Genomic DNA, 23,088 nt, shown 5'->3' on the forward strand with positions numbered 1-23,088 from the left:
CTCCGAGTTCTGGCCCGCTCCGCCCGCCGTCTGAATGATCGCCACGAAGGCCGCGATGGCGCGGCCGATCCGGCAAAGGACCTCCCCGATGACCGACCATGACGACATCGAACCGCCGCACGCCTCTTCTCCGTTCGACCACGTTCTCACCGAATTGCAGCTCTTCGGCTATCGCCCCTTCGACGACCAGCCCGATCCACGTCCGCTTCCCGAAGGCACGATGATCGCGGGCGCCGTCGCCGATATCTTCGACGCCCTCGTTGCAACCCTGAAGGACACGCGGCTTGAGTCGGACCTCGACGATCTGCTCTGGTCGACGGTCAACCTGTTCCATCGTGCCGTCGACCGCATCGAACGCCAACTCGACGACAACGAACAGGCGCAGCAGAAGAGCCAGCGCGAGCAGAACGGCTCCGAAGTACGATCGGTCGAACTCGAACGCCTGACGGCCGAAGGCATCACACTGATTGAGCGCCGCAACTGCCTGGAGCTCTTCCGCGACCAGGCCATCGAGCGCTTTGAGACACACACCGGCTCATCCTGGCGCCCTCGATCGGGATCGCTGGTGAACCATCGCACGCTGACCGCAGCGATGATCGACTCCCGCGATTTCATTGCGGCCAAGCGCCGCGCCGAGACCGAGGTCATGTTGCCGGCGGGACCGAAGATCGCACTCACCGGCGGGCTCGACTTCAATGATCATCACCTCATTTGGGATCGCCTTGACAAGGTTCACGCCAAGCATGCCGACATGGTCCTGCTTCATGGCGGCTCACCGAAAGGAGCTGAACTCATTGCCTCCAAATGGGCGGCCAACCGCAAGGTGCCTCAGATCGCCTTCAAGCCCGACTGGACGAAACATGCCAAGGCGGCACCGTTCAAGCGCAACGATGCCATGCTCGAACTACTGCCGATCGGCGTCATGCACTTCCCAGGCACCGGAATCCAGGACAACCTCGCTGATAAGGCGAAGCGGCTCGGCATCCCGGTTTGGAGCTTCGGCGGCGCGTGAGCGCCGTCCTCTCGCGAGGGCGGAGTTGCATACGCCGCAACTCCGCCCTCGCTTCGACTCTATATCCGAAGTTGCGCCGTGGTGGTGGTGGAAGGCGCAGCTGTTAAATTAATGCACATGGAGCCACCTCCATGCTCGCCCTTGGGCTTGTTCTCAACACACTCGGCGTCGGTTCGTTCTGCTGGGCAATCTTCGCGCTTGCAGTGTATGCCCTGCCGTTTTTCGTCGCACTCAACGTCGGGATGATGGCGTTTCAGAGGGGCGCCGTCGTCGTCGGCGCGTTACTTATAGGGACGGCCGGGGGCACGCTGACGCTTGCCGTCGCTCAGGCCACCGTCGCTGTCACTCGGTCCTTGACCTTGCGCGTCGCTGTCGCGACCGCATTCGCTGTTCCCGCCGCGGTTGCTGGCTATCATGTGGTGTCTGCACTGTCCCAGATCGGGATGCCTTCGCTGGCTTGGCGTGAGGCCTTGGCTTCCCTGGGCGCGGTTTGCATTGGCGGCACGGCGTGGACGCGCTTGACCGTTTTTTCGGAGACCCGCCCGTTCGAGCCGGCTGGGGTGATGCAGAATCCATCCCGACCAATGCTTACGGCCGCCAGGCGCGAGGGATGACCGTTCACCGCCCTCATCGTCGAACAGGTTCGCGTAGATCGGCGCGTTGAACGAGGGATGATCGGGACCTGAGCGTGGAGGGGCGCAGTCCTCCTCCGAGTGCCTTGACCAAGCCGCGGCCATTTTCGCAGGTCCCACGTAGCCGCGACGGTGCGGCGCGCTCTTGGTCATTGCTTCGGAGACGATACCGCCCTTTGCAGCAGATTGTTTCTCTTTCTGCGCCGAATCGTCCCGACCCCTTGTTCAGCACAACCGAGATACGCCACGTCTTCTCCTTAAGATTGCGGTTCAGCACGCGGACGCACGTGGCCTCGTTGATGGCTTGATCTGGCCGAAGACCGGCTTCGCCTCGATCGTCTGAGCCACAACGCCGTTGATGCGACTTTCTTCCCCTGGGCTTCGCCCATTCCTCGCGAGGCAAGAAAGTCGCCACAACGGCGTCCTCCGCTGCGCTCCGGCCCTTGAAGCGGGTGCGTCGCCGATCGTCTTCGGCCTTTTGATCGCCATCGAGGCCGCGGTGGTCGCGGGCTCGAAACACAAGAGGAGAAGTGACATGGCTAACATCGGTTCTTTCAAGAAGGTCGGCAACGATTTCCAGGGCGAGATCATCACCCTCAGCCTGCAGGCCAGGGGGGTCCGCATCGTCGCCGAGCCTAACCGCGCAAGCGAGAACGCCCCCAGCCACCGTATCTACGTCGGCCGAGCCGAGATCGGAGCAGCCTGGTCGAAGCGCTCCGAGGAGGGCCGCGACTACCTCTCGCTCAAGCTCGACGACCCCTCGTTCAACGCGCCGATCTACGCGAACCTGTTCGACGATGAAGCCGGCGAGGGCTATACACTCCTCTGGTCGCGGCCGCGCAAGAACGGCGATTGAGGCTCACCTCCGCCAAGCCCCGCCCGAGCTGCTCGGGCGGGGCTTCTCTTTGGCACCGATAGCAGGACGGCGTCGCGATGCATCAATCAATGGATAAGGCCACCATTGCCGCAGTGCGCCGAATCTCGAAAACGAATCAGCTGGCACCTCGCGCGTTGCGATCGTAAAGAAGGAAGTTCTAGCGCGGGCCACTCAGCGATCCGAAATCGTGACTGACAAAGTTACCCGCTGGTCGGGATTCGACCTGTTCGCTTGCCTGCCGGTGGCTGAGGACGCCTCAGAAGATCAGCTGCCTCGACGCCGAGGACTGTTGCAAGGCGATCGACCACATCAATACTGGCCGCATAGACGCTCCGCTCGAGGGCGCTGATGTAGGTCCGATCGATCTCCGCGCGGTGCGCCAGCTCCTCTTGTGACAGGTCTTGCACCTGCCGAAGCTTCCGCAAGTTAAGCGCCAGGACCTCGCGGATCTTCATGCCCGAGAGGGCATCTGCTTGAAGTGTATTTCACCACGGAGTATTCTCGACAAACGTGCCAGGCCGCGGAGGCGCTGCGCGATGGGAACACGCTGATCGCGTGCGACAATATGAGGCCAGCGTGCGCCTTTTAGGAAACGCTCGCCGCGCGTAGCGTGCGGTGCTGGCACATGGGTTCGTTCTTGCGGGATTTCATGCAGACACCGCCGCTTGATCCGGATGTCGGGGACTTGGCGCCCACCGACACGACGCTGACGTCCTATGACGAGCAGCATCTGGTGACCTATTGGCGACTGCTTGACGCCGAGGCCGACGGCGCCGATTGGCGGGACGTGGCACGGATCGTGCTGCATATCGATCCGGATCGCGAACCCGAACGCGCGCGCAACGCCTTGGACAGCCATGTGGCGCGGGCAAAGTGGATGGCAGACCACGGCTACCGCCATTTGCTGCGTGGCGGCGCGCCAACATAGCAAATTCGGTCATCTGGAAGTCGCCGTGGAGAACAGATTTCTCCCGCTGGTCGCGTGATCGCCGGCCTGCATCACGCGATGCGCAGTTGGCGACTTCCCTGGTCGCCCGACGCTTCATAGACATTGCCCAGCATGCGCTCCACGGGAGGAGATCACAGCAATGTCTGAGTTCGACTGGCGCTCACCAGAGGCCTATCAACGCGCCAAGACGGGAGAGATGACGGATTTCGCCTGGGAGAGCTTGCGTCGCAGTCCCACCTATCGCGCCGACTACCAGGATGCGATTTCGAACGGCGGGCCGGTGGATCCTGAGTTCCGCAGGAGATGGGGCGTCTGCTTTCGCCCATGACCCGTATGGGTCCTTTGACCAGCAGCCGATCTTCTGGGCGCCCGAGGCGTTGCCCACGGTGGTGCCGATCGTTCCGAGCGCGTCCGGCTCGGACGCGGTTGGCGCACCTCCAACCCTGGCCGAGATGGCATCGGGCAGCATCCAACAAGCCGCCGATGGTTGGCATGCGGTCTTGCGCATTCAAGGCGCGCAACATCATCTGTGGCTGAAAGAGGCGCCGCAGCCGGGTGCTTGTTATGCCGCCGAGCTGCCGCTCGATGCGGATTTTGCGATCCGCGCCCACGCCTCGCATCGGTTGTGGCGCGCGATCAACGGCAGGTCACCGGGACCTGCTTTCCATCAACTCTCGGCCCAGCGGCGCCAACGCTTGGCCTTGGCGCTGCGCGCGCTCGATGGGCATATGGATGGCGCCTCGTACCGTGTCATCGCCGAGGTGCTGTTCGGCCGAACCCGCATCCCTGACCGTGCCTGGAAGACCCACGAGCTGCGCAGCCGGACCATCCGCTTGGTGCAGGCAGGCTTGGCCCTGATGCGCGGCGGCTATCGGGCATTGCTTTGTCCATTCTCTCACAAGGACTAACGCAGGGGTGCCGAAAATCACCCCTGCATCTTCGGCATCCCCCTAAGCACATCCACTCCGCCATCGTGTCCGTCGACGCGCGACAGAACTCGCTCGCGCGCCAGACAAGCACGGAGGCTCGCAAATGCCCGATCCGAACGCCGGCTTGCCGCCGCGATATTTGCGCACGCCCGAAGCCGCGCGCTTTCTCGGCCTGTCCAGCCGCACGTTGGAAAAGCATCGCACGTATGGCACGGGGCCGACCTACCGCAAGCTCGGCGGCCGCGTCGTCTATGCCCTTGAAGATTTGAAAGCGTGGGTGGACCGCGGCACCAAGACATCGACCTGCGATCCCGGCATAGGCACGGTCTTGCCTGCCAAACGGCCCACACCCATCCCGTATGCCGGCAAGGAGCGGCGCTGACCCATGTTGGACGGCAACTCCTCGCCACGCGGACCGCGTCGCTCGGAGCGCGACGAACTCGCTCTCTTTCGTGCGCTTCCCGGCGATCTGGCGCTGCGTGATGCACAAGACGTGATGGCCTCTCCGTTCTTTTCGCTGGCGAAGTCCACGCGAATTGTCCCGATCGATTTCCGCGCAGGAAGCATCACGATCCGCGTCGAAGCCGTGCCCAAACACGGCATGGCGACGATCTGGGACGCGGACGTATTGATCTGGGCCGCGTCGCAAATTGTCGAGGCCGGCGATGCCGGTCTGAAAACGTCACGGCTGATGGCAGCCACTTCCTACAAGATCCTGACCTTCGTCGGTCGGCGCACCAGCGTACGCAATTACGACTGCCTCAAGACTGCGCTCGACCGGCTGCAATCGACGACCGTCATGACGTCGATCCGCCGGCCAATGAAACGACGACGGCCTCGCTTCTCATGGATCAATGAGTGGAAAGAGACGGCAGATATGCTCGGCCATACGCGTGGGATCGAACTGATCCTGCCCGATTGGTTCTACACTGACGTTCTGAACGAAGCGCTCGTGCTGACCATCGACCGCGCCCACTTCGATCTGACCGACGGATTGGAGCGCTGGCTCTATCGTTTGGTTCGCAAACATGGCAACCGCCAAACAGGCGGTTGGAGTTTTGATCTGGTACACCTCCATGCGAAGTCAGGTTGCTTATCGCCGCTCAAGCACTTCGCGTACGACCTGCGTCAGATCGTCCACCAACAGACTCTGCCTGGCTATCGGCTTATCATCACACATGACCCCAACGGTTGCTCGTCCTCTAACATTCCTAACCTGGAATCCTTCGGAGTCCTTCTAACGGATCGCGTGCCGATTTTAGTTGTTTCGCGCAGGGCTGGTGTCCCTTTTCCCAGGGACGTGGACTGCCAACCGAAAGTGAGTGGCCTGCTCCCTAATCCGTGTGAAGGCATCCACTCAATTGTAAACCTGCGCAAAAACGGACTTCTCAGGTCATGGACTGCGTTCCGACACGATCGCCAACAGCGATCCGTCTCCGCTTCGCTACGACTGCGCTCTGCCCGCATATCGCGCCCAATACTAGCGTGCGCCTACGTTCGCACGTTGCACAATGTCTTTCGGCTACGCGGAGCTGCAACATGAATGATCTCACAACCGTTGAGCTCTTGTGGCTCGATAAGCGGATCGAGAACCGAATTCGCTTTGGCAAGCCGGTATCGGAAAAGATCATCGACCGTCACAGGCGCGTTCTCTCATTCACGACCGGCAGCATTTTTGCATTCGTGCGATGGACGTCCAACGACTTCGGAACTGTCCTGTCTCGCGTCGACATTTTACGCGCGGTCGCGCCAGGGCAGCGATTCTCGACCGTGCCTTGGGTCAGTCCTGGTGGCGAAAGCCTGCTAAGATTATCTGGCTGGCCAAAGGTCGAGCGCGTTCTCCAGCTGATCGACGCGGTGGAAGCAATTGGCATCAATCCCGCCGATGCAGCCCCCGATTATTGGCACCATGTTCATAACCGTCTTTCGGTCAACGAAACCCCACGAACGTACACCCGTGCCCGCCACCAAGCGTGGCTCCATCGGCGAAGGATGGTACTCTGATGAGACGGCCGGGGATTATTTTCGCGCTCTGTGGCGCCACAGCTCTCACGCTGTGTGCGGTCAAAGACAACTCACCGTCGTACATCTGGAACGCTTCGGGGAGCGTGCCGATCGGCCTCTATCGTTTGCAAGCGGCCGGACGATTGGATGTCACTGAGCTCGTGGCCGTTCGGCCACCCGAGCCGCTTGCGAGCTTCCTTTCCTTCAACGGCTATTTGCCGAACGGTCTTCCGATGCTCAAGCGCGTATTGGCGCTGCCGGGACAAACCGTCTGCAGAACCGGACTTACAATTGTTGTCGATAGCATCGAGATGGGCCAGGCACGCGAGCGCGATGGGCGCGGCCGACCGCTACCGGTCTGGCAGGGCTGCCGGATCATTGCCGAAGGCGAAGTCTTTCTCATGAACTGGCAGTCGGCCGATTCGCTCGATAGCCGCTATTTCGGACCGATTCCGAGATCCGCGGTCATCGGGCAGGCGCTTCCGTTGTGGACAAAGGAGGAATGATGGACGCCGGCCTTGCTCCGTTGGCTTGCCATTTCTCCGTTCCGCCAGTCGCCGTTCCGGCCAGATCCTCGAAAATCGGCGCGAGTCGCGGCAATCCCAAGCGGTCCCAAGGTGCTGTCTCCTTGATGGCCGCGTGGATGGTGGTCCGCGGGACTATGTCCATCTCTCTGGGACTTCTGCTGATGCTCGGACTGACATCGATCGGCAGAGCGCAGCCTGCCTTGTGCGCACAAAATTCGCTCCCGTCAGACCTCCTTCAGGTTGTTACGTACGCAGCATTCATTACCGAATCCTCCCATCGGTTTGCGATCCCAGAGGGTTGGATCCGCGCGGTGATACAAATCGAGAGCGGATGGAATAAACAAGCTATGTCGCCCAAGGGAGCACTGGGGTTGATGCAGATTATGCCCCAGACCTGGGTCGAACTGAGCGTTCGTTACGACCTCGGCATCGATCCGTTTGACGCTCGCGACAACATCACGGCCGGGACAGCGTACCTTCGTGAGATGCTCGACCGGTTCGGATCGGAAGGGTTTCTCGCAGCCTACAATGCGGGCCCGACACGGTACGAGGAGCACTTGACCACTGGTCGACCGCTTCCGGCTGAAACGCAAACATACGTCGCAAGACTCGCACCATTGATCGGCATTGAACAGCACGGGCGCGGTACTTCGGCCACCAGACATGTTCTTCCGTGGCAGCAAGCTCCAATATTCGTTAAGTGCTCCGACGGCTCACCGCCTAACGGCAACTCGGCATCAGGTGTACGCTCAATGGATTCGTCAAACGGCGTGCCTAAAGCGTTCGCGCCTGCACTCACGCCTCGCGCCACGAAGCTGTTTCTGCAGCGATCAGACGAGGTGCAGTCCCGATGATCGCGATCGCATTTCGTCGCATGCCGTCGAAGGTTGTCGCAGAATTGAGAGTGGTCAGCACAGAGGAAGGATTAGCCGGCCGCGGATGGCAGGATAAAAGCCGCAACGTGCGGCCGGTCGGTTGTGGGCAATATTGCTTCGATTTCAAGGATACAGTGAACATTGCGAAAGTCGAGCGCACACCGCGGATCTGGCTAACGCGCCGTGGTCGCTCAGCTTTCGGCACCTTGCGGAAGCCACGATGACCGATCACGACAATTTTCGTATTCGCCCGGGTCGCATCGGCTCGACCCGTGCGCCCCGAACAAAGCCGTTCCTTGCCCAGGCGCTCAAAGCCGCGCAGAAAGCCGGCGGCCTCTCACGCGGCGGACGCAGCCACGGCGGCAAATTCGGGCGCGGCCGCGCGGCAAGTCTCGCGGCGACCCGGCTCCTCAACAATCGAGCCCGCGGCGCGGTGGTTAAGGCACGTGTCGTGCGGCGGATGCGCTCGCCGGGCGCATTGCGTGCCCATATAGGCTACCTCCAGCGCGATGGGGTGACGCGCGACGGGGCGCCTGGAAAGCTGTTTGACGCGGCGGGAGATGATGCAGATGGTCGGGCCTTCGCCGAGCGGTGTGAAGGCGACCGGCATCATTTCCGTTTTATCGTTTCGCCCGATAATGCTGGCGAGCTAACAAGCCTCCGCAGCTTCACCCGCGAGCTCATGGACCAAGCCTCTAGCGATCTCAGGACCCGGCTCGATTGGGTCGCGGTCGATCATTGGAATACCGAGCACCCGCATATCCATATCCTCGTGCGCGGCCGTGCGGATGACGGCAAAGACCTCGTTATCAGCAGGGACTACATTGCGAGCGGGTTCCGTGCGCGCGCCGGCGATCTCGTCACCCGCGAGCTTGGCCCGCGATCGGAGCTTGAGATTCGCCATGGCCTGGAAGCGGAGATGACGGCCGAACGCTGGACGAGGCTTGATCGGGCGCTTGCCCAGGAGGCGGGGGCGGCGGACGGGGTGATCGATCTGAGGCCGGAACGGCGCGCCGCGCGCGATCCGTTGCGAGACATTCGGATCGGGCGGATGCGGATGCTGGAGCGGGTGGGAGTGGCGGAGCGCGCCGGGCCTGCGCGCTGGGTGCTGGCCGAGGATGCGGAGGCGCGCCTGCGTGCGCTCGGCGAGCGCGGCGACATCATTAAGCGCCTCCACAAGGCAATCGCGAAGGATGGTGCCGCACGCGCACCTTCATCCTGGGCGCTCGAAGGCGAAACTCATGGTGAAGCAGTGGTCGGCCGCCTCATCGCGCGCGGACTGGACCACGAGCTTAGGGGTACCGCCTTCGCAATTGTCGACGGCATCGATGGGCGCGTTCATCACCTGAAAGTGCCCGACATCGACGCAGCCGGGGACGGCCCGATCGGTGGCATTGTGGAGCTCCGGCGATTTGAGGATGCGCGCGGCCGGGTACGGATCGCGCTCGCGGTGCGCTCCGACTTCAGCCTGGACCAGCAGGTTACGGCGGAAGGTGCGACCTGGCTGGACCGGCAACTTGTGGCGCGCGATCCTGTCGAGCTATCGCGCGCGGGCTTTGGTGCCGACGTCCGTGCAGCCCTCGACCGGAGGATCGATGTATTGGCGAAGCAGGGACTTGCCCAACGCCACGACGATAAGGTCCGCCTTGGCGGCAACTTGGTCGGAACACTGCGCCGCCGCGAGCTCGACGTGATCGGGCGTCGTCTGGCCGAGGAGACGGGGCGTGCGCATTTGCCTGCTGAAACAGGTGAGCAGGTTTCAGGTGTTTATCGCCAGCGGCTGACGCTAGCCTCAGGGCGCTTCGCCATGATTGACAATGGTCTCGGTTTCCAGCTCGTGCCGTGGGCACCTTCGCTTGAGCGCGAACTGGGCAAACAGGTGAGCGGCATTGCCGGGCCCGGCAGTGTCGATTGGAGTTTTGGTCGCAAACGCGGCCTCGCGCTCTGACCCGCCGATCTCGATGCTGAGAGGCTCGCGGTTGGAACCGGCGGCCGTTACTTTCTTGCTCTCACGTGCTGTTGTTTCCGTACAACTATCCGCTGGTATCCTACGCCGTTCTCGCAGACGCACGGCGCTCGCGACCCGCTCGAACACGCCGGCGATAGTCTGGACGGTCCGTAAAGGCCCGCTAGCGGTACCCCGTCTAGGCGCGACAGCCTTGATACTGATGCAAGTTTTGGATAAATCGCAGGGGGTTCATTTTTGGAGATGTGACGGTGGCAATGGGTATTGTGACGTGGTTCAATCCAACAAAGGGCTACGGCTTCATCAAACCGGATGATGGTGGACCTGACGTCTTCGTGCACATCAGCGCCGTTGAGAAGGCCGGCTACACCAGCTTGGCAGAAGGCGCACGGATCAGCTACGAGCTGAGGGCCGGCCGCTCAGGCAAAATGTCGGCCGAGAGTCTCCGGATCGGGTAACCTCGACAGCGCAGACGCGCACAGTACATTGTTTCGAATTCCCCTCGTCCTTTGATTCGTGCCGTCGACCCGTTCTTCACTCGCGTTATCCTCTGCTCTGAAGCTGATCGTACGGTTTAAGGCTGCCGCACGAAGCAGCGGCGTGACCTTACGACATCAATGGGCCATCTCAGCGTTTTTCTGGGCCGAGGCTGCCGGCACCAGATGCACGATCCGATACCCGTTGTCGTGCAGATTACGCAAAAAGGCCGACATTATGGCGGCCGTTCGGGCCTAGGCGTCGTACAGCAGAATGATGCCCTTTCGTGCGGCGTCCAGCCGCACGGTCACGTTCTTTAGCTCTTGACTTGGGGTTATGTCCTCCCAGTCGCTCGCCCAAAGTCAGCTCCGAACACACGATCTCGCGCGATTGCAGGAAATCGGGTGTCGCTGGGGTCGAGTCGAAATAAGGGAACCGAAGAAGGTCGTCGGGGGCTTTTGGTCGAAATGCTGTTGAACGCCGATTCATCGGCCGCAATGCCACGATCGATATCGTTCTTTGCCTGCTCGAACGAAATCTTCGACATAATTGGATGCGACCATATGGTGCGCAGTGGTGTGGCCCTGGACGGCGATGTGGCGCACGAGCTCAGGAAATTCTACGGAAGACCTGCCGACTAGGAAGAACGTAGCCCGCACACATTCCTCCGCGTGCGCCGCCAGCACTAGCTCGGCGGCCGCGGCCCGTCGTCGAAAGTGAGAACGACCTCGTGGTCCGCCAGAGAAAGCGTTTCCGGAAAGCTCTTCAATCCGACGCGCGGATAAGCTTTCGGATCGACCGCGAGCACGCGCGACGTGCCAAGCATATCCTCGCGCGGGCAGTCGGCCCCGTTTGTCACGGCGATGTCGGCAAGCACCACCGTTGCAGCACCGGCGAGCCGTGAGGCCTATCTGCGCAGGCGCATTTTTATCATTGCGCTCTGCCTCGATCATTACCTAAAGGGCGTGTCGTGCCGCGGTATGATACCCTCATGCGATATCAGGTGGCTGGGAAGGGATGGCCTTGGCCGCGCGCGTTACGGTTCTTTCTCGCGATCGTCACAAACGCTCGGTCGCATTGAGCGGCACTTCAACGTTTTCGGAGCCCATCTGTTGCTCCGGGGAGTTCTCGGACGATGTCGGTCTCTAGTGCAGCAGTTCGCAGAAATGAACTGCTCGATCACATTATTGGGAGTGCATAGGCGTTGTTCTTTCCAATGATCTCTCGCGCACAAAACCGGTATTTTGGTACGCTTCGTACGGTCGAGCTTAATCAATTCATGTTCACCCAAGTGCCGATTCGAGCGTTCGACCCGGATCGCGGTCTTCCGCTTTGCCGCGCCGATCTGTGCGCTGCGACGCGCGGGACTGCGACGCGCGCGCGATTGTGGTTGTGCGCGCGTGTAGATGGTGTCGGAATCTCCAGCTCATGTCCGCGACAAAGATCATCTGGCATCAGGTCATCCTGGTTTGTCTGGTCGTGCTCGCCTTTCTTTGGGCGGCAACCGAATGGACAGCGTGGCGGCTTGCTTTCCAGCCGCAGCTTGGATCCGCCTGGTTTACGCTTGGGCGTTGGCCCATTTACCAGCCGGCGGCCTTCTTCGGTTGGTGGTTCAAATTCGATGCCTACGCGCCAGTGATTTTCCTTGAGGGCGGCGCCATTGCCGCGGGCGGTGGCATCGCGGCAATCGCGTTGGCAATGATGCTCTCGGTGTTCCGCGCCCATGAGGCGCGGGACGTCACCACCTATGGCTCGGCGCGCTGGGCAGATGCGCGCGAGGTCAGGCGCGCAGGTCTCTTGGGAAGCGATGGCGTCGTGCTTGGCCGGTTTGAGGGCCACTATCTGCGGCATGACGGGCCTGAGCATGTGCTCTGCTTTGCCCCGACGCGCTCTGGCAAGGGCGTGGGGCTCGTGATCCCAACGCTTTTGACTTGGCCGGCGTCCACAATTGTCCATGACATCAAGGGCGAGAACTTCCAGCTGACCTCCGGCTGGCGGTCGCGCTTCGGACCCGTCCTGTTATTCGATCCCACCAATCCGGCAAGCGCCGCCTACAACCCGCTTTTGGAGATCCGCCGTGGCGATTGCGAAGTGCGGGACGCCCAAAATATCGCCGATATCCTGGTTGACCCCGAAGGCGCGCTCGAACGCCGCAATCATTGGGAAAAGACAAGTCACTCTCTCCTGGTCGGGGCGATCCTGCATGTCCTCTGCGCTGAAGCCGACAAGACACTCGCGGGCGTCGCCAATTTTCTGTCGGATCCGTCCCGTCCGATCGAGGTCACGCTCAATGCAATGCTGGCCACACCGCATCTTGGAGGTAGCGTTCATCCCGTCGTCGCCTCAGCGGCGCGGGAGCTTCTCAACAAGAGCGAGAACGAGCGTTCCGGCGTGCTCTCAACCGCGATGAGCTTTTTGGGACTCTATCGCGACCCGGTCGTTGCCAAGATCACCGCGCACAGTTGCTGGCGCATCCGCGATCTGGTCGACGGGCCTCGACCCGTCTCACTCTACCTCGTCGTGCCACCATCCGACATCGTTCGCACAAAACCCTTGATGCGGCTCATCCTCAACCAGATCGGGCGACGATTGACCGAGAACCTCGAACCCGAGCAGCGCCGGCAAAAACTTCTTCTGATGCTTGATGAGTTCGCAGCCCTTGGCCGGCTCGACTTTTTCGAGAGCCAGCTTGCCTTCATGGCTGGCTATGGCATCCGCAGCTTTCTGATCACCCAGAGCCTCAATCAGCTCGAACGCGCCTATGGGCCGAACCACGCAATTCTCGATAATTGCCACGTCCGGATCGCCTTCTCGACCAATGACGAGCGCACCGCCAAGCGCGTTTCCGATGCGCTGGGGACGGCGACTGAGTTGCGAGCCATGAAAAACTATGCCGGGCACCGATTGAGCCCATGGCTCGGGCACCTGATGGTCAGCCGCCAGGAGACCTCCCGGCCGCTGCTGACGCCAGGCGAGGTCATGCAGCTTTCGCCCAAAGAGGCGATCGTGATGATTTCCGGGGTGCATCCGGTGCGCGCCACCAAGGTCCGCTACTACGAGGATTCGCAGTTCCAGCGGCGTGTGTTGAAGCCGCCTCGCTTCGAACCGCGTACCTTGTCGGTACGGCCAGATGACTGGTCAAGCCGCGTCCCAATCCCGCCGTCGATCGAGCTGCTGACCAGACGCAAGCGCAGGAGCGACGAGGCGAACGGTGGTTTGCGCCGCGAGCCGGAATTGCCGGAGCATGCGGAGATCGAGATCAAGGCGCCGGTTGGCGAACACGAGTTCGACACCGACCTTGATGAGGGCGATGCCGACGCCGTCCAGGCCCAAGCTCTGAGCCGTTCAATGCAGGGCGTTGCGCGGACCGTCAGCCTCGATCCGGACGATGGCATGGATTTGTGAGCGGGGCAGCGTGAAAAAGGTCCAGTTCAGCATCTATCTTGATCCTGAGACCTTCAAAACGCTCGAGGCGTTCGCAAGCCGGCGGGGCCAGCCCAAGTCGCTGGTAGTTGAGGCCGCAATAGGTTCCTTCCTTTCTCCCGATGATTCCGATCGGCGCGAGGCGGCGATCGCCAGGCGGCTGGATCGGATTGTGCGGGTGCTCGAGCGCCTGGAGCGCAATGATGGCATCACGCTTGAGACGATTGCGCTCTTCATCCGGTTCTGGCTGACCTCGACTCCGGCATTGCCGGAGCATTCGAGCCCCGCCGCGCGTGCCAAGGGCGGCGAGCGGTACGACCGCTTTGTTGAAGCGCTCGGACGGCGGCTAGCAAGCGGATCGAGCGTCCTCAAAGAGGTGAGCATCGACATGCAGGCCTCTGAGAAGCCCGAGTGAGCAGGTCGCGCGCCTCAAATGCGTCTCTGGCGGTCTAAGCAAGTTTCCGTGCTGGGTCACTAAGCCGACGTTCAGACTGGCAGCGCATCGCGCGGCGCAAGGAATGGGCGGGTAACTTTAGACTCCGAAGCCCGCCGAAACAGGACATTGGTGGCCCACGAATGACACAGGCTGACAAGTCCGACCCTATTGAGCCCGCCTTCTCTTTCTTTGGCTGCGCCAGACTACGATGAAGGTGTCGGTGTGGTTGAACTAACGTTCCGATTGGCCCTTCTGTCATCCCATCATCGCTGGGGGCGATTCAGCCGTTTCGATCGGAAATCCATGCCGCGCGTGAAGAGCGGTGTGCGGTTTCGTGCGGTCGCAAACTGGGGAGCAAAGAAACAATGCAAGTCGATGGAGAGCTTGGAGGTCAGGCTAGCTCAATTGTGAATCAAGCCGATAGCGATGCGCAACCAACACCGAACGAAGGACCGCGAACGAAAAAGGTCACCGTCCAGCTCTCCGAGAGCATGTTCCTGCGGCTTGAAGCTGCGACCGAGCGCCCGGGGCCCGGCAATAGCATGGTCGTTGAGACGGCGCTGAAGCGCTTCCTCAATCCTGCGCGGCCAGCTGAAGGGCGCGTTCGTGAGGCTCTCGACCGGATCAGTGGCCAAATGGCAAGGCTCGAGGGCCAGATCGCGATCATTGCCGAGGCGGTGGCCCTGCATGCGCGCTATCACCTTACCGTAACGCCGCCCATGCAGCCATCGGAGCAGCGCGAGGCGTGCCTGCTCGGGCAGCAGCGGTTCAAGGTCCTGGCCGAGCAGGTCGAGCGTCGGGTACGGCTCGGCCAGCCATTGATACAGGAGACAATCGATCGGCTCGGCAGGACCGCTCGAACTGCCCCTGAAACTCGTGGCGGTGCATCACGCACCGCGCCGGACCAACAATCGGATCAGCAAGCTCTGTCCGCGGCGGCGGCAGATGGAAACTCCGAACTGAGCGCTGCCGCCGAGGAGGGCGGCAGCAATCTGAACTTTCGAAACCTGCCCAACTCCTTTTGTTGAGGTGGCCGACAGGGCTGGCAGATGCCTGCCGACGGAGTTTGGGGCGCAAACATCGCCTGTGACGCGTGTTGACCCAGTTCCTGTGTGGCGGCTCATCGCATGCGTGTTTCTTCCCTTCGCGGCCGGGTACTACCTTTCCTACCTGTTCCGGACGATCAATACGCTGATCGCTGGTCGCCTCGCCTCTGATCTCGGGCTTGGCGCTGCCGATATCGGGCTCGTCACGTCGATCTATTTCCTGGTCGTCATGGCGCTGCAGATTCCAATCGGCATGTTACTCGATCGCTTTGGGCCGCGCCGGGTCCAGAGCGTGTTGCTATTGATTGCTTCAGGGGGCGCCGCGCTCTTTGGACTATCGACCGGATTCCTGTCGCTTCTCATCGCTCGCGCGATGATGGGATTCGGGACTGCAGCAGCCCTGATGTCTGGCCTGAAGATCATCGTCGTCTGGTTCCCAAGAGAACGTATAGCCCTCATCAATGGCTATATGATTATGCTGGGTTCGTTGGGGGCTGTCACCGCAACAGCACCTGCGGAAGCGCTCCTGGATTGGATCGGCTGGAGGGGCCTGTTCGGGGTGCTGGCCGCGGCAACCGCGCTTGCTGCCATCTTGATTTATCTCCTGGTTCCCGAACGAACTGCAGAGCCACAGGGTAGCAGGAAGCAGTCCACTCTGAAGGATGTCTATTCGGATGCGCGCTTCTGGAGAATTGCGCCGCTATCGGCAACCTGCATCGGGTCGGCCTGGGCACTGCAATCCTTGTGGGCGGCGCCCTGGCTTTGCGATGTGGAACGACTGGATCGAACGAATCTCGTCACACGCTTGTTCGTCATGGCGGTCACCTTAAGTCTCGGCGCACTGGTCTTGGGCGTGCTTGCCAATTGGGTTCGCCATCGTGGCAGGAAGACGGAAGGCTTGTTTGCGATCGTCGCGGCGATGTTGATCGTGGCAGAGCTTGTGCTGATCCTGCACCCGCCCTGGCCGACTCTGCTGCCGTGGTGCGTCATCTCGGTAGCGGGGTCAGCAACCGCTCTCAGCTACGCAATCATAGGAGGTTATTTCCCGGCCGAGCTGATTGCGCGCGCGAACGGCGGTTTGAACGTCCTGCAATTCGGCTGGGCCTTCGTCGTGCAGTACGGAACGGGACTGATTCTGCAGCAATGGCCTCTGGAGGCGGGGCACTATCCTTTGATCGCTTACCAGACTGCCTTTGGTGTAAACGCTTTGCTGCAATCCGTGGCGCTGGCCTGGTTTGCTGTGCCATGGCTTGGAGGCCTGAAAGGGAAGGTTGCGGCTTCGGTCGGAAGTCAGCCGGCGAGCGGCTGGAGCTCGGTTGAGGTTGCTATTCCACCAGCCGAGCTCGTCATCCTGGAGGCGGATGAACATGTGGAGTGGTGACGTCAGTCTCTCGCCGGGCTGATGTCCCGCGTCCCGTTTTCGGCGCGCGAGGGGCGTCTTTCCGAGTCTTTCTTCTTCTACGCCAGGCTACGACGGCCATGGTCCCATTGTTGCGATAGCGCCGGTTCTGCTTTTTCTACTTGTCCCCATGTGAGGCCGCTGGTCGCCAGCTGCCTCAGTTAGTTGGGGGGCAGTCATGGCAATCCATTCATTTCATTCGGAAGCCGAGTTGCGCGGGGCGCGAATGCTTCGCACTGCGCTTGGGCCCGCGATCGCTGGTTTTCTTGAAGATCCGTCTGTCGTCGAAGTGATGCTCAACCCCGATGGACGTCTATGGATCGATCGGCTGTCGAGCGGCCTCACGGACACGGGCGAGAGTCTATCTGCGGCCGACGGCGAACGAATTGTCCGGCTCGTCGCGCATTATGTGGGCGCCGAAATTCATGCCGGCTCGCCCCGCATCTCGGCTGAACTGCCGGAGACGGGAGAACGTTTCGAAGGGCTGCTGCCACCAGTCGTTGCCGCGCCGGCGTTCGCGATCCGCAAACCCGCGGTCGCCGTGTTTGGCCTCGACGACTATGTCGCCGCGGGCATCATGAACTTAAATCAAGCGAACGCGCTGCGCAACGCGGTTGCCACGCGCAAGAACATCCTGGTTGCCGGCGGCACCTCGACTGGCAAGACGACGCTGACGAATGCGCTTCTGGCGGAGGTGGCCAAAGGTTCTGATCGCGTCGTTCTCATCGAAGATACGCGCGAGCTTCAATGCAGGGCGCCGAATCTCGTGGCCTTGCGGACCAAGGATGGCGTGGTCTCGCTCTCGGACCTGGTGCGCTCCTCGCTTCGTTTGCGGCCCGATCGCATTCCGATCGGCGAGGTCCGCGGAGCCGAGGCTTTGGATCTGCTCAAAGCCTGGGGCACCGGTCATCCCGGCGGCATCGGCACGATTCATGCCGGTACCGCGCTTGGAGCGCTGCGCCGCCTCGAGCAACTCATCCAGGAAGCCGTCGTCACGGTCCCGCGCGCGCTGATCGCCGAGACCATCAACGTCATCGCCGTGCTCTCTGGCCGTGGCGCCGAACGGCGTTTGAGCGAGCTCGCCTGCGTCACCGGGCTTGGGCCATCGGGCGATTACAGCCTTTCGAAAATCGGAGATCAGTCATGACCACACGATCGTCTTTCGGGCGAGGTTTCACCTCGGTCACGGCATTCGCTTGTCTGTACCTGGCAAGTCTACCCGCCTGGGCCGCCGGCTCGAACATGCCCTGGGAGCAGCCGCTCAACCAGATCCTGCAATCGGTGGAGGGGCCGGTCGCCAAGATCATCGCGGTCATCATCATCATCGTGACCGGGCTCTCGCTTGCATTCGGCGACACCTCGGGCGGCTTTCGTCGGCTGATCCAGATCGTGTTTGGCCTATCCATCGCATTTGCCGCATCGAGCTTCTTCCTATCGTTCTTCTCGTTCGGCGGCGGGGTGGTGATCTGATGGATGAGCCAGTCCCGGGCTTTGTTGCCCCCGTACACCGCGCCCTGACCGAGCCGATCCTGATGGGTGGGGCACCGCGATCGGTTGCCATCCTCAATGGCACATTGGCCGCCGCTCTCGGCCTTGGCCTGCGTTTGTGGCTGGCCGGCCTTCTCCTCGCCTTCATCGGCCACATCGCCGCCGTCTGGGCCGCAAAGCGCGACCCGGAGTTCGTGGAAGTCGTGCGCCGCCACGTTCGCGTTCCCGGTCACCTCTCTACCTGAAGCCGTCCCATGATGAATCTTGCCGAATACCGCCGCTCAAACACGCGCCTTGCCGACTTCCTGCCGTGGGCCGCCCTGGTCGATGAGGGGATTGTCTTGAACAAGGATGGCTCGTTTCAGCGAACTGCGAGGTTTCGAGGGCCGGATCTCGATAGCTCCGTACCGGCTGAACTTGTTGCCATCGCAGGCCGCCTGAACAATGCGCTCCGTCGCCTCGGATCGGGGTGGGCCGTCTTCGTCGAGGCGCAGCGGCATTCGGCAGGTCGCTATCCGCCGGACACGTTCCCGGATGTCGCCTCCGCCCTGGTGGATGCGGAGCGGAAAGCCCAATTCGAGGAGGCGGGCAGCCATTATGAATCGAGCTACTATCTGACCTTCCTCTATCTGCCGCCAGCGGAGAGGGCCGCGGCGGCAGAGCGCCTCCTGTACGAGGGACGCCATCGCCGGGACGGAGCGGATGCCGGCGAGGTGCTTTCCGGCTTCGTCGACCGGACGAACCGCGTGCTGCAGCTCGTTGAGGGCTTCATGCCGGAATGCGGCTGGCTCAACGACGAGGCGACGCTGACCTACCTGCACTCGACGGTCTCGACCAGGCGGCACCGCGTTCGCGTGCCGGAGATCCCCATGTATCTCGATGCGCTGCTTGCCGATCAGCCGCTGACAGGCGGACTTGAGCCGATGCTGGGAGAAGCGCATCTGCGCGTTCTGACAGTCGTGGGATTTCCCACAGCGACCACGCCTGGAATTCTCGACGATCTCAACCGGCTGGCGTTCCCGTATCGCTGGTCGACCCGGGCGATCATGCTCGACAAGTGGGATGCCACAAAGCTCCTGACCAGGATCAGGCGGCAGTGGTTTGCCAAGCGCAAGTCGATCGCCTCGATTCTGAAGGAGGTGATGACGAACGAGGCCTCCACACTTCTTGATACCGACGCCCACAACAAGGCGATGGATGCGGATAGCGCCCTCCAGGAGCTGGGTTCTGATCAGATCGGGGAAGCCTTTGTGACGGCAACCGTCACGGTTTGGGACACGGACCCGCGCGCCGCCGAAGAAAAGCTTCGCCTCGTCGAAAAGGTGATCCAAGGACGCGACTTCACCTGCATGGCCGAGACGGTGAATGCGGTCGAGGCCTGGCTCGGCAGCCTGCCGGGACAGGTGTATGCAAACGTCCGCCAGCCGCCGGTCTCGACCTTGAACCTCGCGCATATGATCCCGCTGTCTGCTGTCTGGGCGGGAGAGGTAAGGGATCAACACTTCAAGGCGCCCCCGCTGTTCTTCGGCAAGACGGAAGGCTCGACGCCGTTCCGCTTTTCGCTCCATGTTGGTGATGTCGGACACACCCTGGTCATCGGGCCGACCGGCGCCGGCAAATCGGTGCTGCTTGCGCTGATGGCGTTGCAGTTCCGCCGATATCCGCAAGCGCAGATCTTTGCCTTTGACTTTGGTGGATCGATCCGCGCGGCGGCGATCGCCATGGGCGGCGACTGGCATGATCTCGGCGGTGCGGTTGGAGAATCGGCTGAGTTCGTGGCGCTGCAGCCGCTCGCGCGCATTGAGGATGTCGCGGAGCGGGGCTGGGCAGCCGATTGGATCGCGTCGATCTTGAGCCGCGAGCGCATCGAGGTCACACCCGAGACGAAGGATCATGTCTGGTCGGCGCTGACGTCTCTTGCCTCAGGCCCGGTGGGCGAGCGCACCCTCACAGGCCTGTCCGTTCTTCTCCAATCCAATGCCTTGAAGCGCGCGCTGCAGCCCTATTGCCTTGGCGGGCCGTTCGAGCGCTTGCTGGATGCCGAAGGTGAGCGGCTGGGAGGGGCCTCCGTCCAGGTGTTCGAGACTGACGGGTTGATCGGGACCGGTGTCGCGCCGGCTGTTCTTTCTTATTTGTTTCACCGGATCGAGGATCGCTTTGACGGCCGTCCGACTCTTCTCATCATCGATGAAGGGTGGCTTGCACTCGATGATGCCGATTTTGCCGGTAAGCTCCGCGAATGGCTAAAGACGCTGCGCAAGAAGAACGCCTCCGTCGTGTTCGCGACCCAGTCGCTTGCCGATATCGACGGATCCGCAATTGCACCCGCCATCATCGAGAGTTGCCCGACCCGAATCCTGTTGCCGAATGATCGTGCGATAGAGCCGCAGATCATGACGATCTACCGGCGTTTTGGATTGAACGACCGGCAGATCGAGATCCTGGCCCGCGCCACGCCCAAGCGGGACTATTATTGCCAGTCGCGCCGGGGCAATCGGCTGTTCGAGCTCGGTCTTGGCGAAATCGCCCTCGCTTTTGCGGCCGCGTCCTCCAAAGCCGACCAGGCACTGATCGAGCGAGCGCTTGAGGAGCACGGACGGGACGAGTTCGTCACCGGCTGGCTCAAGGCGCGCGACCTCAGCTGGGCTTGCAATCTCATTCCGCAGCTCGCAAAGGAAGGAGGGCTCTGATGAACCGTCTCCGCCCACTTCTGGCAGCAAGTATCATCGTCCTTGCCATGGTCCAGGTGTCCCGGGAAGGGAACGCACAGTGGATCGTGTTCGATCCCAACAACTACGTGCAGAACGTGCTTACCGCCGCGCGCGAGCTACAGCAGATCAACAACCAGATCACCTCGCTGCAGAACGAAGCGCAGATGCTGATCAATCAGGCGAAGCATCTTGCGAGGCTACCTTATTCGTCGTTGCAGCAGCTCGAGCAATCGATTCAGCGCACCCAGCAGCTGCTCAGTCAAGCGCAGCGCATTGCTTATGACGTCCAGCAGATCGATCGCGCGTTCTCCACGACCTATGCGCCGGCGTCCAAGGGCATGTCCGACGGGCTTCTCGTCGCAAATGCCCAGACACGCTGGCAGAACGCGGTTGCCGGGCTGCAGGACGCCATGCGGGTGCAGGCGACCGTCGTCGGCAATCTCGACACCAATCGGACCCAGATGTCGGCCTTGGTCACCGCGAGCCAAGGGGCTTCAGGTGCGCTTCAGGCAAGCCAGGCCGGCAACCAGCTCCTTGCGCTTCAGGCACAGCAGCTGGCCGATCTCACCGCCACCGTTGCCGCGCAAGGACGCGCGCAAACCCTGGTGTCTGCACAGAGAGCTGCAGCGCAGGACCAAGGCCGAGAGCAGCTGCGGCGCTTCCTGACCCAGGGTCAGGGCTACCAACCGACAACCGTGCAGATGTTCCACTGATGATCAAGAACAGATTTAAACGGCTGCCGATGGCGGTAGCAATTGGCCTTGCTGTCCTGGTCGTCGCCGCCTGCGCCATTCGCCTGCGCGGCGACGAGAGCGCGACCCAATCTTCTGCCTCGCTGGCTCTGAAGGGCAATGCGATGGCGGCAAAGCTCGAGCAATGCCGCACCATCACCTACGAGCAGAAAGAAGCGTTGCTCGATTGCCAGAAGATCTGGGCGGCACAGCGTAGCCAGTTCTTGCGGGGAAGCGAACCCTCAAACAATTCGGATAGCGGGGCGGGCCCGGCGCCAGTCTCCTCACCTCGCGCGCGTAAGGACGAAAGCCGCCTCCCGCCCGGCTATTCCTCCCTTCCAGGCCAAAGCGAGTGAACCATGGGCGGCACCGGCATCATCGACCAGTTCCTCGAAACCTTCACCCGCTATATCGATTCCGGATTTGGCCTCCTCAGTGGCGAAGTCGGCTATCTCGCCACGACATTAGCTGCAATCGACCTCACGCTTGCGGGCCTGTTCTGGTCCTTCGGGAGTGATGAGGACATCATCGCCCGATTGGTCAAGAAAACCCTGTTCGTCGGCGTCTTTGCCTACCTGATCGGCAATTGGAATAGCCTTGCCCGCATCGTCTTCGAGAGTTTTGCAGGTCTTGGCCTGAAAGCCTCAGGGACAAGCCTTTCATCGGCAGATTTCTTGCGGCCAGGCCGGATCGCTCAAGTGGGGCTCGATGCCGGCCGTCCCATCCTGGACTCGATCACGGGTCTGATGGGCTATGTCAGCTTCTTCGAAAACTTCGTCCAGATCGCAGTCCTCCTGTTCGCCTGGATCGTGGTGCTGCTGGCCTTCTTTATTCTCGCGATCCAGCTCTTCGTCACGCTGATCGAGTTCAAGCTAACGACACTTGCAGGCTTCGTCCTCATCCCCTTCGGTCTGTTCGGCAAGACCGCCTTTGCGGCCGAGCGGATCCTCGGCAACGTCATTTCCTCGGGCGTCAAGGTCCTGGTTCTCGCCGTCATCGTCGGCATCGGTTCGACTTTATTTGCGCAGTTCACAGCAGGTTTCGGCGGCAACCAGCCGACCATTGAGAACGCGATGGCGCTGGTGCTTGGCGCGCTCTCCTTGCTGGGGCTCGGCATTTTCGGTCCCGGCATAGCCAACGGCATCGTCTCTGGAGGTCCGCAGCTTGGCGCAGGCAGCGCGGTTGCCACAGGGCTCGCCGCCGGTGGAGTAGTCGCGGCTGGCGCTGGTCTTGCGGCCGGCGCGGCCGGTCTCGCCGGCGGCGCGATTGCAGGCGCGGCGCGCGGAGGAAGCGCGTTTGCAACTGGCGCGATGAGCATGTTCCGGGCGGGTCATCTGTCCGGCTCCGAGGCGAGCGCTTCGCCTGCTGCAAGTCCCTTGCGTTCGGTGGCAGTTGGTCTTGGTGGAGGAGCGAGCAATGCCGGGAAGAGGGAACGGGACACTTCCGACAGTGCGCCCGCCTGGGTTCGCCGGATGAAGCGGGCGCAGACCATCAGTCATGGCGCATCAGCCGCGACGCACGCCGTCCGTTCAGGCGATCACGGCGGGGGCGGCGGATCTGTCGACCTTTCGCAAGAGGATCGTTGACGCTCCTCGTGTCCAATTCC

25 protein-coding genes and 3 pseudogenes are annotated in these 23,088 nt (G+C 61.8%); 25 read left to right on the top strand and 3 right to left on the bottom strand.

What is annotated here, in order from left to right:
• Positions 1-88 precede the first annotated feature (88 nt).
• Both ACVJGD_RS38005 and ACVJGD_RS38010 read left to right on the top strand, forming a co-directional pair.
• A complete protein-coding gene (locus ACVJGD_RS38005) occupies positions 89-1,012 on the top strand; it encodes a DUF2493 domain-containing protein (protein WP_456639007.1) in 924 nt (307 codons plus the stop codon).
• A 131-nt stretch (positions 1,013-1,143) separates the two neighbouring features.
• Positions 1,144-1,626, top strand: a complete 483-nt coding sequence (locus ACVJGD_RS38010; RefSeq protein WP_456639008.1) for a hypothetical protein — start codon at positions 1,144-1,146, stop codon at positions 1,624-1,626.
• Positions 1,627-1,683: 57 nt separating this feature from the next.
• Here the strand turns inward: ACVJGD_RS38010 and ACVJGD_RS38015 are convergent.
• A pseudogene (locus tag ACVJGD_RS38015) lies at positions 1,684-1,797 on the bottom strand (hypothetical protein); the annotation flags it as partial.
• A 382-nt stretch (positions 1,798-2,179) separates the two neighbouring features.
• Between ACVJGD_RS38015 and ACVJGD_RS38020 the strand changes: the two are divergent.
• Positions 2,180-2,500 carry a DUF736 domain-containing protein gene (locus ACVJGD_RS38020; protein ID WP_456639009.1) on the top strand — a complete coding sequence of 107 codons (321 nt, stop codon included), beginning with the start codon at positions 2,180-2,182 and terminating at the stop codon, positions 2,498-2,500.
• A 221-nt stretch (positions 2,501-2,721) separates the two neighbouring features.
• Here ACVJGD_RS38020 and ACVJGD_RS38025 read toward each other — a convergent pair whose 3' ends face one another.
• Positions 2,722-2,976, bottom strand: a complete 255-nt coding sequence (locus ACVJGD_RS38025; protein WP_456639010.1) for a helix-turn-helix domain-containing protein — start codon at positions 2,974-2,976, stop codon at positions 2,722-2,724.
• A gap of 194 nt (positions 2,977-3,170) precedes the next feature.
• On the opposite strand from ACVJGD_RS38025, the gene ACVJGD_RS38030 reads away from it, so the two are divergent.
• The 11 genes and pseudogenes from ACVJGD_RS38030 (at position 3,171) to ACVJGD_RS38080 (ending at position 10,229) form a co-directional block, all read left to right on the top strand.
• Complete coding sequence (locus tag ACVJGD_RS38030) at positions 3,171-3,449, top strand: DNA -binding domain-containing protein (RefSeq protein ID WP_456640501.1); 279 nt, start codon at positions 3,171-3,173, stop codon at positions 3,447-3,449.
• A 160-nt stretch (positions 3,450-3,609) separates the two neighbouring features.
• The gene (locus ACVJGD_RS38035) at positions 3,610-3,798 is read left to right on the top strand and encodes a transcriptional regulator domain-containing protein (protein ID WP_456639011.1); all 189 of its coding nucleotides are present in this window, start codon (positions 3,610-3,612) and stop codon (positions 3,796-3,798) included.
• 58 nt (positions 3,799-3,856) lie between these two features.
• Positions 3,857-4,378 carry a DUF2285 domain-containing protein gene (locus ACVJGD_RS38040; protein WP_456639012.1) on the top strand — a complete coding sequence of 174 codons (522 nt, stop codon included), beginning with the start codon at positions 3,857-3,859 and terminating at the stop codon, positions 4,376-4,378.
• A gap of 124 nt (positions 4,379-4,502) precedes the next feature.
• The gene (locus ACVJGD_RS38045; protein WP_456639013.1) at positions 4,503-4,781 is read left to right on the top strand and encodes a helix-turn-helix transcriptional regulator; all 279 of its coding nucleotides are present in this window, start codon (positions 4,503-4,505) and stop codon (positions 4,779-4,781) included.
• 3 nt (positions 4,782-4,784) lie between these two features.
• Positions 4,785-5,606 (top strand): annotated as a pseudogene (locus ACVJGD_RS38050) (replication initiator protein A); the annotation flags it as partial.
• 332 nt (positions 5,607-5,938) lie between these two features.
• Positions 5,939-6,403, top strand: a complete 465-nt coding sequence (locus ACVJGD_RS38055; RefSeq protein ID WP_456639014.1) for a DUF2840 domain-containing protein — start codon at positions 5,939-5,941, stop codon at positions 6,401-6,403.
• Positions 6,403-6,909: a S26 family signal peptidase gene (locus ACVJGD_RS38060; RefSeq protein ID WP_456640502.1), complete on the top strand. Its 507-nt coding sequence runs from the start codon at positions 6,403-6,405 to the stop codon at positions 6,907-6,909. The genes ACVJGD_RS38055 and ACVJGD_RS38060 overlap by 1 nt, the downstream gene beginning before the upstream one ends.
• The gene (locus tag ACVJGD_RS38065) at positions 6,906-7,784 is read left to right on the top strand and encodes a lytic transglycosylase domain-containing protein (RefSeq protein ID WP_456639015.1); all 879 of its coding nucleotides are present in this window, start codon (positions 6,906-6,908) and stop codon (positions 7,782-7,784) included. The genes ACVJGD_RS38060 and ACVJGD_RS38065 overlap by 4 nt, the downstream gene beginning before the upstream one ends.
• Positions 7,781-8,029, top strand: coding sequence for a hypothetical protein (locus ACVJGD_RS38070; RefSeq protein WP_456639016.1), 249 nt, complete (start codon positions 7,781-7,783; stop codon positions 8,027-8,029). The genes ACVJGD_RS38065 and ACVJGD_RS38070 overlap by 4 nt, the downstream gene beginning before the upstream one ends.
• Positions 8,026-9,753 (top strand): relaxase/mobilization nuclease domain-containing protein, encoded by a 1,728-nt coding sequence (locus tag ACVJGD_RS38075; protein ID WP_456639017.1) that lies wholly within the window; start codon positions 8,026-8,028, stop codon positions 9,751-9,753. The genes ACVJGD_RS38070 and ACVJGD_RS38075 overlap by 4 nt, the downstream gene beginning before the upstream one ends.
• Positions 9,754-10,022: 269 nt before the next feature.
• Positions 10,023-10,229, top strand: a complete 207-nt coding sequence (locus ACVJGD_RS38080) for a cold-shock protein (protein WP_456639018.1) — start codon at positions 10,023-10,025, stop codon at positions 10,227-10,229.
• A 156-nt stretch (positions 10,230-10,385) separates the two neighbouring features.
• On the opposite strand, the pseudogene ACVJGD_RS38085 reads toward ACVJGD_RS38080, so the two are convergent.
• Positions 10,386-11,074, bottom strand: a pseudogene (locus ACVJGD_RS38085) (polysaccharide deacetylase family protein).
• Between the two features lie 602 nt (positions 11,075-11,676).
• On the opposite strand from ACVJGD_RS38085, the gene ACVJGD_RS38090 reads away from it, so the two are divergent.
• From ACVJGD_RS38090 to trbL, 11 genes are all read left to right on the top strand, one after another.
• On the top strand, positions 11,677-13,653 hold the full coding sequence (locus ACVJGD_RS38090) for a conjugal transfer protein TraG (RefSeq protein WP_456639019.1): 1,977 nt from the start codon (positions 11,677-11,679) through the stop codon (positions 13,651-13,653).
• 10 nt (positions 13,654-13,663) lie between these two features.
• Positions 13,664-14,086, top strand: coding sequence for a CopG family transcriptional regulator (locus ACVJGD_RS38095; RefSeq protein ID WP_456639020.1), 423 nt, complete (start codon positions 13,664-13,666; stop codon positions 14,084-14,086).
• Between the two features lie 386 nt (positions 14,087-14,472).
• Positions 14,473-15,135, top strand: a complete 663-nt coding sequence (locus tag ACVJGD_RS38100; protein WP_456639021.1) for a hypothetical protein — start codon at positions 14,473-14,475, stop codon at positions 15,133-15,135.
• 103 nt (positions 15,136-15,238) lie between these two features.
• Positions 15,239-16,534, top strand: coding sequence for an MFS transporter (locus ACVJGD_RS38105; RefSeq protein ID WP_456639022.1), 1,296 nt, complete (start codon positions 15,239-15,241; stop codon positions 16,532-16,534).
• A 196-nt stretch (positions 16,535-16,730) separates the two neighbouring features.
• Positions 16,731-17,699, top strand: a complete 969-nt coding sequence (gene trbB, locus ACVJGD_RS38110; protein WP_456639023.1) for a P-type conjugative transfer ATPase TrbB — start codon at positions 16,731-16,733, stop codon at positions 17,697-17,699.
• On the top strand, positions 17,696-18,022 hold the full coding sequence (locus ACVJGD_RS38115; protein WP_456639024.1) for a TrbC/VirB2 family protein: 327 nt from the start codon (positions 17,696-17,698) through the stop codon (positions 18,020-18,022). The genes trbB and ACVJGD_RS38115 overlap by 4 nt, the downstream gene beginning before the upstream one ends.
• Positions 18,022-18,285 (top strand): VirB3 family type IV secretion system protein, encoded by a 264-nt coding sequence (locus ACVJGD_RS38120; RefSeq protein ID WP_456639025.1) that lies wholly within the window; start codon positions 18,022-18,024, stop codon positions 18,283-18,285. The genes ACVJGD_RS38115 and ACVJGD_RS38120 overlap by 1 nt, the downstream gene beginning before the upstream one ends.
• 9 nt (positions 18,286-18,294) lie before the next feature.
• The gene (trbE, locus tag ACVJGD_RS38125) at positions 18,295-20,730 is read left to right on the top strand and encodes a conjugal transfer protein TrbE (protein ID WP_456639026.1); all 2,436 of its coding nucleotides are present in this window, start codon (positions 18,295-18,297) and stop codon (positions 20,728-20,730) included.
• Positions 20,730-21,464, top strand: a complete 735-nt coding sequence (gene trbJ / locus ACVJGD_RS38130) for a P-type conjugative transfer protein TrbJ (RefSeq protein WP_456639027.1) — start codon at positions 20,730-20,732, stop codon at positions 21,462-21,464. The genes trbE and trbJ overlap by 1 nt, the downstream gene beginning before the upstream one ends.
• Positions 21,464-21,838 (top strand): putative entry exclusion protein TrbK-alt, encoded by a 375-nt coding sequence (trbK-alt, locus tag ACVJGD_RS38135; RefSeq protein ID WP_456639028.1) that lies wholly within the window; start codon positions 21,464-21,466, stop codon positions 21,836-21,838. The genes trbJ and trbK-alt overlap by 1 nt, the downstream gene beginning before the upstream one ends.
• A gap of 3 nt (positions 21,839-21,841) precedes the next feature.
• On the top strand, positions 21,842-23,068 hold the full coding sequence (gene trbL, locus ACVJGD_RS38140; protein ID WP_456639029.1) for a P-type conjugative transfer protein TrbL: 1,227 nt from the start codon (positions 21,842-21,844) through the stop codon (positions 23,066-23,068).
• The last annotated feature ends 20 nt before the right edge of the window (positions 23,069-23,088 follow it).

It is taken from the genome of Bradyrhizobium sp. USDA 10063 (genome assembly GCF_054063735.1).